The organism is Paenibacillus bouchesdurhonensis, from assembly GCF_900155685.1.
In the GTDB taxonomy this organism is placed as follows: Bacteria; Bacillota; Bacilli; order Paenibacillales; family Paenibacillaceae; genus Fontibacillus; species Fontibacillus bouchesdurhonensis.
Map to the genome: position 1 here is coordinate 1,766,608 of NZ_LT732548.1, position 16,649 is coordinate 1,783,256.

A 16,649-nucleotide genomic window follows, 5' to 3' on the forward strand; every position below is an offset into this window, starting at 1 on the left:
GAGGAGTTCATCTTGTATCAGCTATTGAAAAGAAAGAGTAAAGGCGACGTATGGTTCGATATTATCAACAATTTTTTATTAACCATCGTTATGTTGCTCGTATTATTCCCGTTGTATTTTGTGCTGATCGCTTCATTTAGTGATCCCAATTTCATCTACTCCGGTGAAGTTTGGTTATATCCTAAAGGCTTCACGTTGGATGGCTACGAGCGGATTTTTAGTGATTCCTCCATATGGATCGGGTACTTCAATTCGATATTATACGCAACCCTAGGAACAATAATTGGTGTCGCTGTGACTGTATTCGCGGCCTACCCGTTGGCTCGTAAAAATCTTGTAGGTAAATCGGTGATTATGTGGTTTTTAATGATTACGATGTTTTTTAGCGGAGGGCTTATCCCTACCTATTTGCTGATCAAGGATCTTCACATGCTGAATACGATCTGGGCACTTGTTATTCCTGGAGCGGGCGGTGTATTCAATGTGATTATCGTGAGGACATTTTTTCAATCTTCCATACCTGATGAAATGTGGGAAGCGGCTTCTATTGACGGGTGTTCCAACACCAGATTCTTCTGGAGCATCGTCCTGCCATTGTCCAAATCCATCCTGGCTGTTATGGTCTTGTATCATGTCGTCGGCTTTTGGAATGGTTTCTTCGATGCTTTGATCTACCTGAACGATGAAAACAAATATCCTTTGCAATTGGTGCTTCGCAACATACTTGTTCAGAATCAAGTCAACTCTGGGATGATGATCGATGTGGAATCTTACGCAGCCAAAATGCGCGTTACGGAATTAATAAAATACGGTGTCATCATCGTATCCAGTCTGCCGTTGTTGATATTGTACCCATTCTTGCAGAAGTACTTTGTTAAAGGCGTGATGATCGGGTCGATCAAGGGTTGAGCTTAATTTGACGGAGCTTGAAAGGGGGGATGTGCAGAAATTGAAACGAACACAAGTGAAGAGTTAAGTATGATTTTATCTTGTTGGATGAATAAAAGGGAGGTTATCTATGTGAAGTCTTTATTCAAAAAAGCAGGAATTCTTGTATTAGCCGGAGCATTTGTGCTTAGCGGATGTTCGGGAAACAACAATGAGTCAAATACACAGGAAAGCAACCCGGTTCAAGATACAAATTTCAACAGAACCGGCCTTCCAATTGTAAACAATACAGTGACATTAAGAATGGTATCTCCGAAAGCTGCATTGGCGCCGGAGTTCTCGGAAATGGAAATTTTCAAGCGGCTGGAAAAGGAAACGAACATCAAGATCAAATGGGAAAATATTCCTGACACGGATTATGCAGAGAAGAAAAACTTGCTACTCGCAAGCGGAGATTTGCCGGATGCATTTTATGCAGCTGGATTTACCGACTACGAGCTAATCAATTACGGTAAAGACGGAACCATTATTCCGTTGGAAGATTTAATCGATCAATATGCACCTAACTTGAAGGCGCTTTTCGAAAGCAGGCCAGATATCAAATCATCGATTACGGCGCCGGATGGGCATATATATGGACTGCCGTCTTGGGAAGATAATAATCTTGGAACTAACCCCTTCTTTCACGTCATCAATAAAAGCTGGCTTGATAAGCTTGGTCTGAAAGTGCCGCAAACACTGGATGAATACACGGAGGCACTGCTTGCCTTTAAAACTCAGGATCCGAATGGCAATGGAAAGCAGGATGAAATCCCACTCAGCTTTATGCATATGCAGTGGTGTATGGATATTGCAGGAATTTTCGGGGCCTTTGGACTTCCGGATAACCTGGAGCATAGAGTCGTACGCGATGGAAAAGTCATTTTCACCGCAAATCAGCCTGAATATAAGGAAGCTCTTAAATATTTCAATGAAAAATGGTATAAACAAGGCCTGATTGATCCCGAATCCTTTACCCAGGACGCAGCACAATATCTGGCCAAAGGTAAAACGACAGATGAGACACTCGGATCTTATATTTGGTGGGAAATCGAGGAGGTTGTCGGGTCTGAGCGCAGTAAAGACTATGTTCTGCTGTCTCCGCTAAAAGGACCAAATGGAGATCAGATTATCGGTCGTGCTAATGGCGGTGGTCCAGGCCGTGGGGCTTTTGTGATTACAAAAGAAAACAAGAATCCTGAAATCACCATGCGTTGGATCGATCAGCAGTATGAACCTTATATGGCCGCTCAAATCCACTGGGGTCCGCTAGACGTCGTATTTGAGAAAGATGCAAATGGTAAGCTGGTAAACTTACCGATCCCGGATGGCACTTCCGCAGGTGAGTTTCGCCAAAAGGTAGCTCCGGGTTCAGGCGGACCAGGGGTCATTACGTTCGAAGATTTCGGAAAAATTGTAGACATGGAGCCGCGGGCCCAACAGCGTGCTAAAGATTTGGAGCAATATTACAATCCGTACATGGAAAAGGAAAACTATCCAAGCATTTTCTTTGAACCAGAAGAACTGGATAAGATCAACAAAATTGAGCCTGAATTGATCAAGTACGTAAATACGCAAAGAGCCAAATTTATTGTTGATGGCGGAGTGGATGAGCAGTGGGATAGCTATGTGAAGACACTGGAGAAGATGGGCCTCAATGACTTGATGGAAATTTATCAAACCGGGCTTGATCGTTATAACGAAAATCTAAAAAATAAATAACTAGATGACAGGTGGGGAGAAACTGTGCTTGATGTCATAGCGATCGGGGAAGTATTGGTCGACTTTACTCCGGCAGGACGCACAGCCGGAGGTAACGAGCAGTTTGAATGCAATCCTGGGGGGGCTCCGGCTAACGTAGCCGCTGCACTATCCCGGTTAGGTGCCAAATCGGCATTGATTAGCAAGGTTGGGGAAGATCAATTCGGCTCGCTGCTGTACAATACCTTGCTTCGTGCTGGGGTTGATGTGTCCGGAGTTTCTTATACCAAGGAAGCGAGTACAACGCTGGCATTTGTCCATCTGGATGACAGGGGAGACCGGTCCTTCAGCTTTTTCCGGAAGCCGGGAGCGGACACCATCTTAAACTCATCGGATGTTCCGCTGGGTAGGATAGAAACGTGTAAGGCTCTGCATTTCGGCTCGTTGTCGATGACACATGAACCGGCTCGTATGGCAACGAAGACGGCGGTTCTTAGGGCAAAGGAAGCGGGAACTCTGCTCTCTTTCGATCCGAATATCCGGTTTTCCTTATGGGAGAGCAAGGAGGAAGCAAAGCAGAATATTCTTTGGGGTTTTCAGTATGCCGATATCTTAAAAATATCGGAAGAAGAGCTTGCTTTTATTACGGGCACAAATGATGTGGAAAAAGGCTCACTCGAGCTTCAGCAACAGTTTGATATCACGTTAATCGTCGTTACTTTAGCGGAAAAAGGCTGCTATTACCGATTGACTGGGCAGGATGGATATGTTCCAGGATTTCAAGTAAAGGTCATCGACACGACAGGGGCCGGGGATGCTTTTCTGGGCTGCTTGTTGTATAAGATCCTGGAAACCGGGAGTTCTTTGAATAATTTAACCAACCAGCAAATCACTAGCATGCTGACTTTTGCTAATGCCGGCGGAGCGTTGGTAACAACACGAAAGGGGGCTCTTGGAGCAATGCCGACGATAGAAGAGATCAACCGGATGATCGAGTCCGAAAAAAAGTATAATGATGAATATTTCAGACCGGGTTTTCATTTTTCACCTCCATCCCATTGGTTGAATGATCCCAATGGATTAGTTTTTTACGAGGGAACTTATCATCTATTCTACCAGCACCACCCTTACGGAAATAAATGGGGGCCGATGCACTGGGGCCATGCGGTAAGCAAAGACCTGGTACATTGGGAGCATATGCCGATCGCTCTGTTCCCGGATGAGCACGGTGCTATTTTCTCGGGCTGCTGTGTGGTGGACTGGAAAAATAGCAGCGGATTGTTCGAAAATTCTCATGGACTGGTTTCGCTCTTTACCCATGCGGATACACATCCGGAGACTGGACAGCCGCGCCAGCGTCAAAGCTTGGCATACAGCAGTGATCAAGGCCAAACCTGGCACAAATATGAGGGGAACCCCGTACTTACAGAGGATGAGCTTGTTGACTTTCGGGATCCGAAGGTGTTCTGGCATTCACAAAGTGAGCGCTGGATTATGGTTATTGTTGCGGGCGATCATGTCCGGTTTTATCAGTCCGAAAATCTGCGTGAATGGTCGCTTACCGGTGAATTTGGTAAAGGTGAAGGGTCGCATGACGGAGTTTGGGAATGCCCTGATCTGTTTGAATTGCCGATTGATGACACTGGTCGTTCCAAATGGGTACTTATCATAAGCATCGGCGATAATCCGGACTGTCCCGAAGGATCGCGTACGCAATATTTTATCGGGGAGTTCGACGGAAAAACTTTTATTAATGACAATACGGCCGATCATATCAAGTGGCTGGATTATGGTCGAGACAACTATGCGGGAGTGACCTGGTCGGACATACCTGAAGAAGACGGACGCCGCGTAATCATCGGGTGGATGAGTAACTGGAAGTATGCCAACGAGACGCCTACTGGTTCGTGGAGAGGGGCTATGACTTTACCTCGCGCCTTGTCACTAACCGAACGGGACGGAAGTTTGACTTTGACCCAAATGCCAGTCCGGGAAATGGAGCAACTACGGAAAGGTTCCATTCACTGGAACGATGTTACTGTTACGCCGGAGACTCCATTTCTGCAGAAGGTTAATGAAGATTTGCTGGAGATTAAAGCGGATATCGATATCCGATCCGGTGAGGAAGTTCATATTTGTTTAAAATCCTCTGGTGGGAGCGAGATTGTAGTCGGGTTTGACCCTAAGCGCCAATGGTTGTTCATCGATCGTTCAAAATCGGGGGTTACGGATTTCCACTCGTCGTTCGCTTGCAAGCACGGTGCCAAAATGGTTGCGCTAAGTGATAAGATCAATTTTCACATCTGGTTGGACCGCAATTCCATTGAAGTATACGCGAATAATGGCCTGGTTGTACTGACGGATCAAATATTTCCCGACGCTCCAATTGAGGAGGTTGAAGTAAGCACGAAATCAGGGCAGGTTGTACTGGATTCACTTCAAATCTATACCCTTAAATCCATTACTATTCCCTATTATACTGCTGAGGCTTCTGTAGGGAGGGATGATGCATGAACTGCCCAATCGATGATCGGGGATTAATCATGTATTGGCCTTTTGATGAAGGAGCAGGAGCAAGCGCTCTGGAGAAGGTAACGCAAGTCCGTGATGAGATCCAGTACGTATTTAATCAAGCCGAGTTTACGGAACCGACCGATCCGCAGTGGAGAAAGGGGGTAACTGGAAGCGGGCTCCTGTTCGACGGTTACTCGACTTTTATCTCCCATCAGGCTAGTAAGGGGAAAAGCAGGCAGGAACCTATGTCAGCACTAAGCATAGGAGTGTGGGTTGCACCACGCTCCTATGATTGGGGCTTTGAAGGCAAGTTGGCTGCCATTGTGAACAGCCACAATATGGAGCGCGAGCAAGGGTATCTACTTGGCATGTTCCGACACGGCTGTTGGTCTTTCCAGGTTGGACTCGAGAAAGGGGGCTGGAAAGAAATTTGGTCACCGGACGGCTGTGAACTGCCGAAGAATGATTGGTCATATATAAACGCTGTCTTCGATGGAAATCAGGGCGAAATCAAGCTGTATTTGAACGGTAGTGAAATTGCTACGTCTGCCGTGCCTCGCGGTTCCCGCATTGCCCAGGCAACGGGCACGGATCTGCTCATCGGAAAGAATAATCATAGCAGCATGTGGGCGGGAAATTTCAATCTCCAGATGTTTAGCGGTATCCTCGATGAATTGAAAATATACAACCGGGTCTTAAGTGCTGAGGAAGTGGCCGTTTCTTATCGGCATATACTGGATTCTGCGCATGGAGGCGTTAAGCCGCAGGTGCAATATGATGAGATTAAGCTGGATCGGACACCTCTGTTACAGGACCGGCACAGACCCCAATATCATGTCAGCCCACCCGCCCATTGGATGAATGAACCGCATGCGCCGATCTATTTTGACGGACAATATCATTTGTTCTATCAGCATAACCCGTTAGGGCCGTTCTTTTATCACATCCATTGGGGGCATTGGGTCAGTAAGGATCTGGTGCATTGGCGTGATCTTCCCGTGGCTCTGGCACCTGAAAAGGATCAACTAGCTCCGGACGGGATTTGGTCAGGAAGCGCCACTTACGATGCGGACGGTCTGCCTGTCTTGTTCTTTACGGCAGGCAATGATAGTGCTTCGCCGAATCAGAGCGTGGCGCTTGCCCGGAGCACTTATTCCCGGGATGGCGACCCGGATTTGGTTCAATGGATCAAACATCCGGAGCCGCTCATCGTACAGGAGAAGGGAAGGGGTGCTTTCGGGGATTTTCGCGATCCGTTTGTGTGGAAGGACGATGAAGGCTGGTATGCTCTAGTTGGATCAGGAATCGAAGGCCAAGGCGGGGCCGCCCTGGCATTTGCTTCAAAAGATATGTTGAACTGGACGTACAAGGGTCCGTTTTATCAAGCGGATATTCAGAAGTTCCCCTATCTTGGATCGATTTGGGAGCTCCCGGTCCTTCTTCCTCTTGGCACCGACAAGCAGGGTGAGAACAAGCATCTTCTACTGGTCAGTCCAGTAGGAAAAGGCGCCGATGTCGAGGTATTCTATTGGATCGGACAGCTTGACAAAGAAAGTCTCTCGTTCATTCCCGATCAGGAGGAGCCGGAATTGATTGATGTCGGTGATTTTCATTTTACCGGCCCGAGCGGAATGGTGGATCCGAAAACTGGCAGAAATATCGTCTTTACGATCGCCCAAGGCGACCGGACGTCCGAGTTGGAATATCAATCGGGCTGGGCTCATAACGCCGGCTTGCCCTTGAGCGTGTATTTGCGGGAAGATGGACGACTGGGAATCGAGCCGATTCAAGAGCTTCAGTCCCTGCGTGGTGCTAAGCGGATATCGTTCAGTGATAAGTCATTGGCCGAGGCTAATATTTTGTTGCGGGAAGTTCAAGGTGACATGCTGGAAATTCAAGTGGAACTGAAGCCGGTTAGTGCCGCACAACTCGGAATCAAGATCCGGTGCACGCCGGATGGAGAAGAGGAAACCCTGCTATACTACGATATCAATGTAGCTGAACTTTTGGTTGATCGGACAAAAACGACGCTTCATCCTGGAGAAAAGTGCAGAGGAGTTCAGGGCGGTAAGCTGGAACTTCTAGGTGAGAATTTGAAGCTTCACATCTATTTGGATCGCTCTATGGTAGAAGCCTATGCCAACGGATTGAAAAGCCTGACGACCCGGGTCTATCCGAGTCGTAGAGATGCTTTGGGGCTAGAGATCTGGGGAGATGGAGAGCTTGTCGTAAAATCTATGGAAATATGGGATATGCAGTCTATTTGGTAGAGAAGCGCTTCGGCGCTTCTTGCCGGTAGGCATAGGGTATGCATTAAGGAAGTTTTCACCCGCACATTGAAAACGCTTTATTAATAATGAAGGGAGCTCTTGAATGAGAAAAGTTAAGGGTAGAAAGTCTTGGATCTCCAAAATGGTGATTTGGGTTATCGTACTCCAGCTTGTTTCTCCCGGAATTTCGGCCGTAGCCGAGCAGGGGCCAAGCTTTGGAAAAGCGCTTGATTCAAAGTCGGACTTGGTATTGTCGGTTACGGATGCGGTCTATCAAGTTCAAAATCCAAGTTTCGAAACGGGGGATCTGACAGGTTGGACGGTTGTGAGAGGCGAAGCGTTTGGATCAGACAGCGTATCGAATGAAACTACGTGGTGGGCGGAGCAAATTCCCTATAATCAGGAAGGGATTTATCATTTAAACGGTTGGAAGTATAGCGAATCCGCGACCGGCATTCTTCGTTCCAGCACCTTCGAACTGGGCGGCAGCGGCTGGATCAGCTTTAAGTTGGGCGGCGCAAAAAATCCTAACAAAATATATATAAATATTGTAGAAGCCGACACGGGGCATGTTATTGCCAGGTATGGCAACAGCGCATTCGCCGACGTTAGCTTCCCTAATCCCGATCAGGGCATGCGGCTTGCTAACATGGAGCAATATAAGGCGGATCTTTCCGAACATTTGGGTAAAAAGTTGTTTATCGAAATCGTCGATAATGCAACCTCGGATTGGGGGCTGATTTTTGCGGACGCCTTCTTCATGTACCATCTAACCGAACCAGCTGAAGGAATTATCGCAACGGATATCAAACCGGATTTCAAACGGTATCAAATCGCAAACCCCGGCTTTGAAACCGGAGATTTATCGGGATGGACGGTCGTGGAAGGTGAAGCTTTCGGTCCGAACAGCGTTTCGGATGAAACAACATGGTGGGCGGAACAAATCTCGTATAACCAGGAAGGCACTTATCATTTAAACGGCTGGAAGTATGACGAATCTGCGACCGGTGTTCTTCGTTCCAGCACCTTCGAGCTGGGGGGAACCGGCTGGATTACCTTTAGACTGGGCGGAGGCAAGCATACGGATCAAGTGTACGTGGGCATCATCGATGCGGATACGGGAGACCTGATAGCCAGGTATGGAAACATCGAATTTAACGAGTCGGGTTTTCCGGATCCTGCGCAGGGCATGAGACTGGCGAATATGGAGTTATATAAAGCCGATCTTTCCAAGTATATCGGAAAGAGGCTATATCTAGAGATCGTCGATAATGGAACCTCGGATTGGGGAGTCATATTTGCGGACGCCTTCAACACCTTCAATGAGCTCGTACCGGAAGAAGGAGTCATGGCCGATAACATTATGCCGACCGAAATGCAGAATCCGAGTTTTGAAACCGGAAACTTTGACGGTTGGATCGTTGAAGGCGATTCTTTTCAAGTGACCGATGAAGCTGGGGCCGGTAAAGAAGGCAACTTTTATGCCAAGTCCTCCTTGGAAGGACAGGGCTCGATTACATCGAGTATTTTTACGCTTCAGGGAACGGGGACGATTAACTTCACTATTTTAGGTGTCGATCAACCTGAGGATGCCTACGTTGCACTATATGATGCCAGCACTAACACGCTGCTCAAGAAGACCGGGGACATCCGTGCAAATGAAAGAATCTCGTGGAAAATGCAAGAATACTATAATAAGAAGCTTTACATCAAGATCATCGATCAATCGAACCGAGCAAGTATTTCTGTTGATGCTTTTGAGACTCACGCTCCGGGCAACATATTATACATGAATTTTGACGAAGGAAAAGGAAAGAAGGCCCTTGAGGGAGTAAGCAATCTTGAGCACGATGTGAATTATGTATTTAACGATGCCAGGTATATGGCCGCTAAAGACCCTAGGTGGACTCCACGCGGAGTAAAGGGCGGGGCGTTGCTGTTCGATGGATATTCGAATTACATCGAGATCAATGCAGAGAAAGTGGTTCCGGTACGTGACGCATTAACGTTTGAAGCCTGGGTCGCGCCTCGCAGCTACGAGTGGGGCGACGGAAACAGGCTGTCCACAATCGTGAGCCAGTCCGATCAGGATAAAGCGGAAGGCTTCGAACTTGGCATGTACCGGCACGGAACATGGGCCATGCAGGTTGGAATTGGCGGCCAATGGATTCAGGTATGGGTTAAAGATCATCCACTAGAAAAATACAAATGGAATTATGTAGCGGCTACCTTCGACAAGAAGGATGGAATGATCAAATTGTACCTGAACGGTGAGGAAGTGGCTTCCCAAGCCACCGCCGTCGACATTCCGATTACCCCTGCTACCGAAAACCTCATGATTGGTAAAAATAATAAACCGGTAGAGTTGGCAGGTTTGTTCTCCTACAATATGTTCAGCGGACTTATCGATGAAGTGAAGCTGCAGAACAGAGCCCTTACTTCTCAGGAAATCCTTGCTGAATATGAGAATGTGAAAACGCTTCATGGCGGCTTGGTTCCGGTAATTCCGAATGGCGATATTGACGAGGATCCGAGTGTGTTTGATGGCGATCAGCACCGTCCCCAGTACCACGCCATGCCGCCGCAAAACTGGATGAACGAAGCGCATGCACCGATTTATTATAACGGTAAATACCATTTATTTTATCAGCATAACCCGCAAGGTCCATTTTGGCATCAAATTCACTGGGGACATTGGGTGAGTGACGATATGGTTCACTGGGAAAATGTGCGGCCTGCTCTTGCCCCCGAAGCGGGTACCCTGGATCCGGACGGAGTATGGTCAGGGAGCGCAGCGGTTGATCGCAACGGCAATCCGGTACTTTTCTATACTGCCGGGAATGACGGCCTGTCGCCAAACCAAAGAACAGGCCTGGCAACTCCGGCCGATTTATCGGATCCCCACCTAGAGCAATGGGTAAAATACCCCGTTCCGGTTACCGAACAGAATGGAAACGGCATTCATAACGAGTTTCGGGATCCATTTGTTTGGTATGACGAAGAGGTAGACAAGTGGTACCAGTTAGTCACATCCGGTCTTAAGGATTTCAGCAGCGGCACGGCTTTGGTTTATGTGTCTGACGATATGTACAACTGGGAGTATAAAGGGCCCTTATTCGTTAGTGACAGAAATTTATATCCGGAACTTGGTACGGTATGGGAACTGCCGGTTTTACTGCCGTTAGGCAAAGATAGTGCGGGTAAGCAAAAGCATATATTTATAATCAATCCCCATGAGAAGCCGGAGCATGTTCCTCCAGCTAATGATGTGCAAAGGGACGTTGAGGTTTTCTACTGGATTGGAACATGGGACCGGGATAACTTTAAATTTATAGCCGATCAGGAGGCACCTTCCAAAATGGATGTAGGCGATGGCTATTTAACTGCAGAGAGTGGTTTAGTCACACCTGATGGAAGAACGGTCGTATTTTCCATGGTGCAGAACGTAAGAACACCGCAGGCGGAATATCAAGCTGGATGGGCTCATAATCTGGCGCTGCCAGTTTCCCTAAGCCTGGATGGTCAGGACCAATTGCGTATCGAGCCTATTCAAGAATTACAGAGCCTCCGGGGCGCTAGATTGGTTGATATCGCAAATAAAAACATGGAGGCCGCCAATCAATTGATCCAAAATATCAAAGGCGACATGCTGGAGATTGTGATGGAAATTGATCCGGGCGAAGCACAGAAATTCGGTCTCAAGGTGAGACGCTCCGAAAACGGCCAGGAAGAAACGCTGATTTACTACGACAAGACCAACGGAACCTTCAATGTGGATCGGACCAAGAGCAGTATTGATCCGGATGTGCGCGTGGATGGCATACAAGGCGGGTACGTCGATCTGGACGGAGAAAATCTGAAGCTCCATATTTTCCTCGATCGTTCGGCAGTAGAAGCCTTTGCTAATTATAAGAAAAAGCTGACTACCCGCGTTTACGTAGGCCGATACGATTCTCTCGGCTTAAAGGTCTGGGCGGACAAAGATATTACGGTCAAGTCGATGGAAGTATGGGATATGAATGCCTTGACGGGCGAACCGGCTGCTCCGGTCTATGTTCCGGATGACTGGGACAACTCGGTGTATATCGATATTACGGATCTGCCTAACCACGATTTTGCTACAGGCGATTTAACAGGTTGGATCACGGAAGGAGATGCCTTCCAGGATGTACATGTGACTAATGCCGAGAAGTTTTGGGATACGATTTATTTCAATCCATCGCAAAAAATACCAGGCGGCTATCATTTGTGGGGTTTCAATGAGGCAGCCGGTGGTGACAGCTTAACAGGAACGCTGAAATCACAAAATTTTGTTCTTGGCGGGAATGGTAAGATTAATTTCCTTGTCAGCGGTGGGCGTGATCTGGATAAGTTATATGTTGCATTAGTCCGAGCATCGGACGAAAAAGTGTTATTTAAAGAGACAGCAACCAATTATGAGGAATATCAACGGAAAGTTTGGGATGCGTCGCAATATATCGGCGAAGAGCTCTACATTAAGGTAGTTGACCAATCCACGTCCGGTTTTGGGCATATTAATGTTGATGATTTCAATGTGCCGGTTAGAGTAAAAAATCCGACCAATCCAACAGTACCGACAAAACCGATCGATCCTGCTCCATCTATTCCTGTTGAATCGGGCAGCACTGTAAGCAATGGAGTTAACCCAAGTAAACCAGCCAGTCCAAATAGCCTGTCCTTCGAAATGGCTAAGGGTGAACGGCAGGTGCTGTTCCCGGTTAAAACGGCGGCAAATGATGGTAAGAATGCTTTGAAGATTAAACATAGCGGAGCAGAGATCGAAGTTCCCACTGAGGTACTGAAGGAATTACAAGGGCTGGTTACAAGTGGAGAACTTGAACGTGCCCAAATCTCCTTTGAAATAGACACATTATCGGCAGATCGGATGAAAGCACTGATAGAAAGTGTCAAGAGCAAGAATAAAGCGGACATATCAGCTTTAGGAGAGGTCTATGACTTCAAATTATCTATCGTGAAGGCTGATGGAACGGAGCTTAAGCTTGAAAAATTCGCCAAACCCGTCACCATCAGGCTGAGTTTAAGTAGGGACTCCCGCCTGGCTCTGGCTGGAATCTATTCTATCGCCGATAACGGCAGCTTGGAGTATGCGGGCGGAACGTATGCGGACGATAGTATGACTGCGGTAGTGAGCCATTTCAGTATGTATGCTGTGCTTGCCTATGACAAATCTTTTAATGATGTTCATGAATCTTATTGGGCTCATGACGTGATCAAGAAGATGGCTGCGAAGCAGATTGTTTTCGGTGTAAGCGATACGGCATTTGCACCAAAGCAAAACGAGACCCGGGCCGAGTTTGTCTCGTTGATTAGTCGGGCACTGAGAATAAAGGCCTCGAACACAGCTGCATTCAAGGATGTTGATCCGACGAAATGGTACGCTACTTCCATTGCAGCAGCATTCGAAGCGGGAATCATCACCGGAAGAAGCCTAGATACATTTGCGCCGGAGGACACCATAAGTCGTGAAGAAATGGCATCTATGATTTATAAAGCATATCTGTTTCATACTGGACAGGAGGCTGCTGTTAATCGTCAAAGCAATTTCAAGGATGCCGGTACGATAAGCGGATGGTCTTCAGATGCAGTGGCTGCCTTACAGGAGCTTGGATTAGTTAACGGACGCCGCAATCAGTTATTCATGCCACATGAAACGGTGAATCGTGCGGAGGGCGCGCAAATCATCTCACTTCTGCTGGATAAAGTTAATAAATAACTGTTAAGGGAAAGCCGGGGAAGCAAGGTGCTGTCCGCCTTCGCCATGCCTCCGGCTTTCTCTGATTTATACCGAGAATCATCTTACCAAAGTAGGAGTTCACACAGCATGACTGAAATGGAGTTGACCGCTGGCCTGATTGGTTGCTGCTGCTGACAAGAGGCCTGGGAAGATTCTGCGGCGTTCATCTTCATATATATAACACGATTTGATAATTATCTAATAAAAGGTGTTGTTCTAACCTTGGACCGCAGTCGTTAGGAAATAGTACCAGGATATGTTCGACTAATAAAAGATATTGATCTCAAAACACTTGAGCCACAGGGTTTTTTTTCCATGCATAAACTTGTTATTGTCGGAATTAAGCATACCCCTTAATGTATGTAATACAACAGACACACAAACGATTTGAGGGTTATTTAGACAGTCGTAGAGAAGTCAGTTGACTAAGTTAATGCTTAAATATCATTGGAACGGGATACACTGCAGATAATCCTATGGTGAACAGCAAGGAATCATTCTTCGACCCGTGCGATACAGCCAAAGATACGACTGGGATTTCGCAGAATTACCCGGCTCGCATGCAGTGTTGTTTCGTCGGTATGTAGGATGTCTTGCTTCGATAAATGCGTCTTCATCCGCTGGGTCAGTAGTGAAAGCCAGTGCTCCGCACCATAAATCATCTAATGCCAGGTGTCTGGAGTGATAGCGTCAGCCCCATGCGTGCGAATTGCTGCTCCTGCAGGTACAGTAGCTGACTATCTGCATACTTCTGGCTCATCACCATCCCCCAAAAAAGAACCCTTAATTCGTGAAATTAAGACCATCCTCCTATTAGGCTCTCCAGGTGAATATAGTGAATAATTCTAATCTTCATGTTTATAGACTTTTTTCTTACGATAAAAGGAAGGATTAACTCCATCTATTTTTTTAAAGGCTTTACTAAAGGAATGAATATCCGGAAAGCCGACACTTTCGGCAATGAGCGTTAACGGATCATTAGTGAACTGAATCATTTCCTTCGCCTTTTCTATTCTTAGTAAAAGATGATATTGGATTGGGCTCTTCCCGAATGATTGTTTGAATAATGAAATCATATAGTATTTGCTAATTCCCGAAATTTTGGAAAGTTCATCTAAGGTTACCTTTCGGTCGATATTGTGGTTCAAGTACATCCGCAACTGCTCCATTTCTCCCATATTGGTTACTAGATGTGGATTACAGTTCCAGTAGTTTTCACGTAAAAGTACATTCAATAACTGCAAAAACAGTCCTTTTATATTTATTTCATAAAAGGGTAACGTCATTTGAAATTCTTTTATGATTTCAAAGATGATTCTTTCTATAACCAAGGTATTCCTTAACCGAATGTGACTGGGAATCTGAGGGATAATTTGCTCAAGATCGTCGTTTCGAAACCATTTCATTTCATCCGCAGTAATATCTTCAAGTTTTTTAAAGGAAACCTTCACATCCGGACTATCCTCCTTATAGAACAAATCAAAATGTAAATGAGGTTGTCGTACTAATTCTGTTCCTAACTTTCTAATAGAGTGCCGTTGCTTTGGACGAAAAAGAAAGAGGTCCCCCGATTCCCCGATAAAAACATCATTCTCGACGGTTACTTGTATTCTGCCTTCCTTAACGTAAAGTAACTCATAGTCAAATAATACTCTCTCCTCTAAATACCAAGGAAATGGGATATGACTATCCATTGCTAACCGGATGTACGGCGATAATTGTTGAAAGTTCATATTAGTCTCTCCCTTCAGAGTGTTTTCCAAAGCAATATATGACAAATAAATAATAATTCTACCTAAATACAAATCCATAAACGTATTATAACATGTATATGTGATGGGTGAAGCGGTTCCATTGATTTGAAATTATTGATAAGGAAAGCCAACCTCGTCATAAAATTACATCAGGAACAGGACATGAATGTTTGGGCAAAAAAACAGCCATTAAGCGGATTGCCATTTATCAAAGATTCACGCAGTCTACCTGAATCGAGCTGGGATCGAACGAGGGGGAACCGTGTCTTTTATTGAGGGGGTATCACTTCATGAATGTGCAAGAGAAATTATGGTCTGATAATCTTGGTGGTTGTATGGTTTTGTCGACGGTTGTCCGGTAGTTCAAGATAAGTTGAGAGGAGAAAAGTATGAAAACAACACGTGTAATGAAGAGTGCCTTACTGTTTCTTTGTTTCTTGGTTGTGTTAGTCGGATGTGGAAGTAACTCTGCAGGTAGCTCTAATGACAAGACGTTAACGCTATTAGTTGAAGGCGGTGGTCCTGCTTTTGAAGTGGCGAATAGAACCGCAGCGAAGTTTGAGGAACAGACAGGCTATAAAATTAAGATCGATTCTGTTCCTTATAGCGGGGTATACGATAAGTTGAAGGCTGAAATTGATGCGAAAAAATCGACTCACGATGTAGCCATTATTGATGTATTATGGTTTCCTTCGTTAGCGAAGGGACTGGAACCGTTAGGGAATGTGTTGACGGAAGAACAGATGAATGATTTCTTACCTCAATTAAGTGAAAGCGCTACGATAAATGGGGATTTGCTAGGGATTCCGACGTGGAGTAATTCTAAAATTTTGCTCTACCATAAAGGTTTGTTTAAGGACCCAAATAACCAAGCGAACTTCGAGAAGGAATTCGGCTATGCCTTGAAGGTGCCAACGAGTTGGAAAGAGTATGAGGATGTTGCAAAATTCTTCACGAACACTGGAATGTATGGCACTTCCGTCTTCGGTCAGACAGGCGGAGATGCTGTCAGCAGTTGGCTCGACCATGTTACTCAAGCGGGCGTTGATTCCTTGGTGCTGGATCATAATGGTGAAGTGAATATCACTGAAGAGCCGTATGTTCAATCGCTCACCTTCCTGCAGAATCTAGTCAAAGATAAAGTTGTCCCTGAGGATTATCTGTCGATTGCAAGTAGCGAAACTGCAGAGCTGTTTAATAACGGTAAATTGGCGATGCAGCTTGCGTGGGGACATTTTTACCTCTCCTCGGATAAAGTGTTGCCAGGGCAGATCGGTGCTGCACCGATGATTGCGGGAGAGAAGGGTATTGGCGCGGTGCCAGGGCCCTGGTATCAAGTAATCTTGAAGGATTCTCAGAAGAAAGACATTGCGGAGCAATATCTCAAATTCATGTATGATCAAAATGAGCTGTATATGGAATCGTTAGGGGTAGCAGCTCGAAAGTCAGTCTTTGAAAAGTATATTGATATTCCGCAATATGCGCATGTGAAGGCGATTGAAGCGACCCTTGACGGAGCACAGACGCAGAACAGACCTCAGATTGAGCAATGGAGCCAAATTGAAAATGAAGTTCTCTCGCCGATGCTGCAAAAGGTTCTATCCGGCAGCGATCCAACCACGGAATTAACATTGGCTAAAAAGCAAATCGAAGAAATTCTAGGCAGATAGAAAAAAAGGTGGTGCGTTCGAACGTGCCACCTAAGCA

The 16,649-nt window shown here is 46.1% G+C and carries 7 protein-coding genes and 1 pseudogene; 6 read left to right on the plus strand and 2 right to left on the minus strand.

Going from position 1 to position 16,649, the window contains the following annotated elements:
• Positions 1 to 12: 12 nt before the first annotated feature.
• The 5 genes from CZ379_RS12410 to CZ379_RS26655 all read left to right on the plus strand — a co-directional run bounded on the left by CZ379_RS12410 (position 13) and on the right by CZ379_RS26655 (position 13,167).
• Complete coding sequence (locus CZ379_RS12410) at positions 13 to 909, plus strand: carbohydrate ABC transporter permease (RefSeq protein WP_110931905.1); 897 nt, start codon at positions 13 to 15, stop codon at positions 907 to 909.
• 87 nt (positions 910 to 996) lie between these two features.
• Positions 997 to 2,649, plus strand: a complete 1,653-nt coding sequence (locus CZ379_RS12415) for an ABC transporter substrate-binding protein (protein WP_110934350.1) — start codon at positions 997 to 999, stop codon at positions 2,647 to 2,649.
• 24 nt (positions 2,650 to 2,673) lie between these two features.
• Complete coding sequence (locus CZ379_RS12420) at positions 2,674 to 5,142, plus strand: PfkB family carbohydrate kinase (RefSeq protein ID WP_110931906.1); 2,469 nt, start codon at positions 2,674 to 2,676, stop codon at positions 5,140 to 5,142.
• The gene (locus tag CZ379_RS12425) at positions 5,139 to 7,412 is read left to right on the plus strand and encodes a GH32 C-terminal domain-containing protein (protein WP_110931907.1); all 2,274 of its coding nucleotides are present in this window, start codon (positions 5,139 to 5,141) and stop codon (positions 7,410 to 7,412) included. Before CZ379_RS12420 ends, CZ379_RS12425 begins: the two co-directional genes overlap by 4 nt.
• A gap of 103 nt (positions 7,413 to 7,515) precedes the next feature.
• Positions 7,516 to 13,167: an S-layer homology domain-containing protein gene (locus tag CZ379_RS26655; RefSeq protein WP_110931908.1), complete on the plus strand. Its 5,652-nt coding sequence runs from the start codon at positions 7,516 to 7,518 to the stop codon at positions 13,165 to 13,167.
• Positions 13,168 to 13,689: 522 nt separating this feature from the next.
• Here CZ379_RS26655 and CZ379_RS12435 read toward each other — a convergent pair.
• Together CZ379_RS12435 and CZ379_RS12440 are read right to left on the minus strand one after the other, a co-directional pair.
• A pseudogene (locus CZ379_RS12435) lies at positions 13,690 to 13,951 on the minus strand (IS66 family transposase); the annotation flags it as partial.
• A gap of 82 nt (positions 13,952 to 14,033) precedes the next feature.
• Positions 14,034 to 14,921, minus strand: coding sequence for a helix-turn-helix domain-containing protein (locus CZ379_RS12440; RefSeq protein WP_110931909.1), 888 nt, complete (start codon positions 14,919 to 14,921; stop codon positions 14,034 to 14,036).
• A 410-nt stretch (positions 14,922 to 15,331) separates the two neighbouring features.
• On the opposite strand from CZ379_RS12440, the gene CZ379_RS12445 reads away from it, so the two are divergent.
• The gene (locus CZ379_RS12445) at positions 15,332 to 16,612 is read left to right on the plus strand and encodes an ABC transporter substrate-binding protein (protein ID WP_234404899.1); all 1,281 of its coding nucleotides are present in this window, start codon (positions 15,332 to 15,334) and stop codon (positions 16,610 to 16,612) included.
• The last annotated feature ends 37 nt before the right edge of the window (positions 16,613 to 16,649 follow it).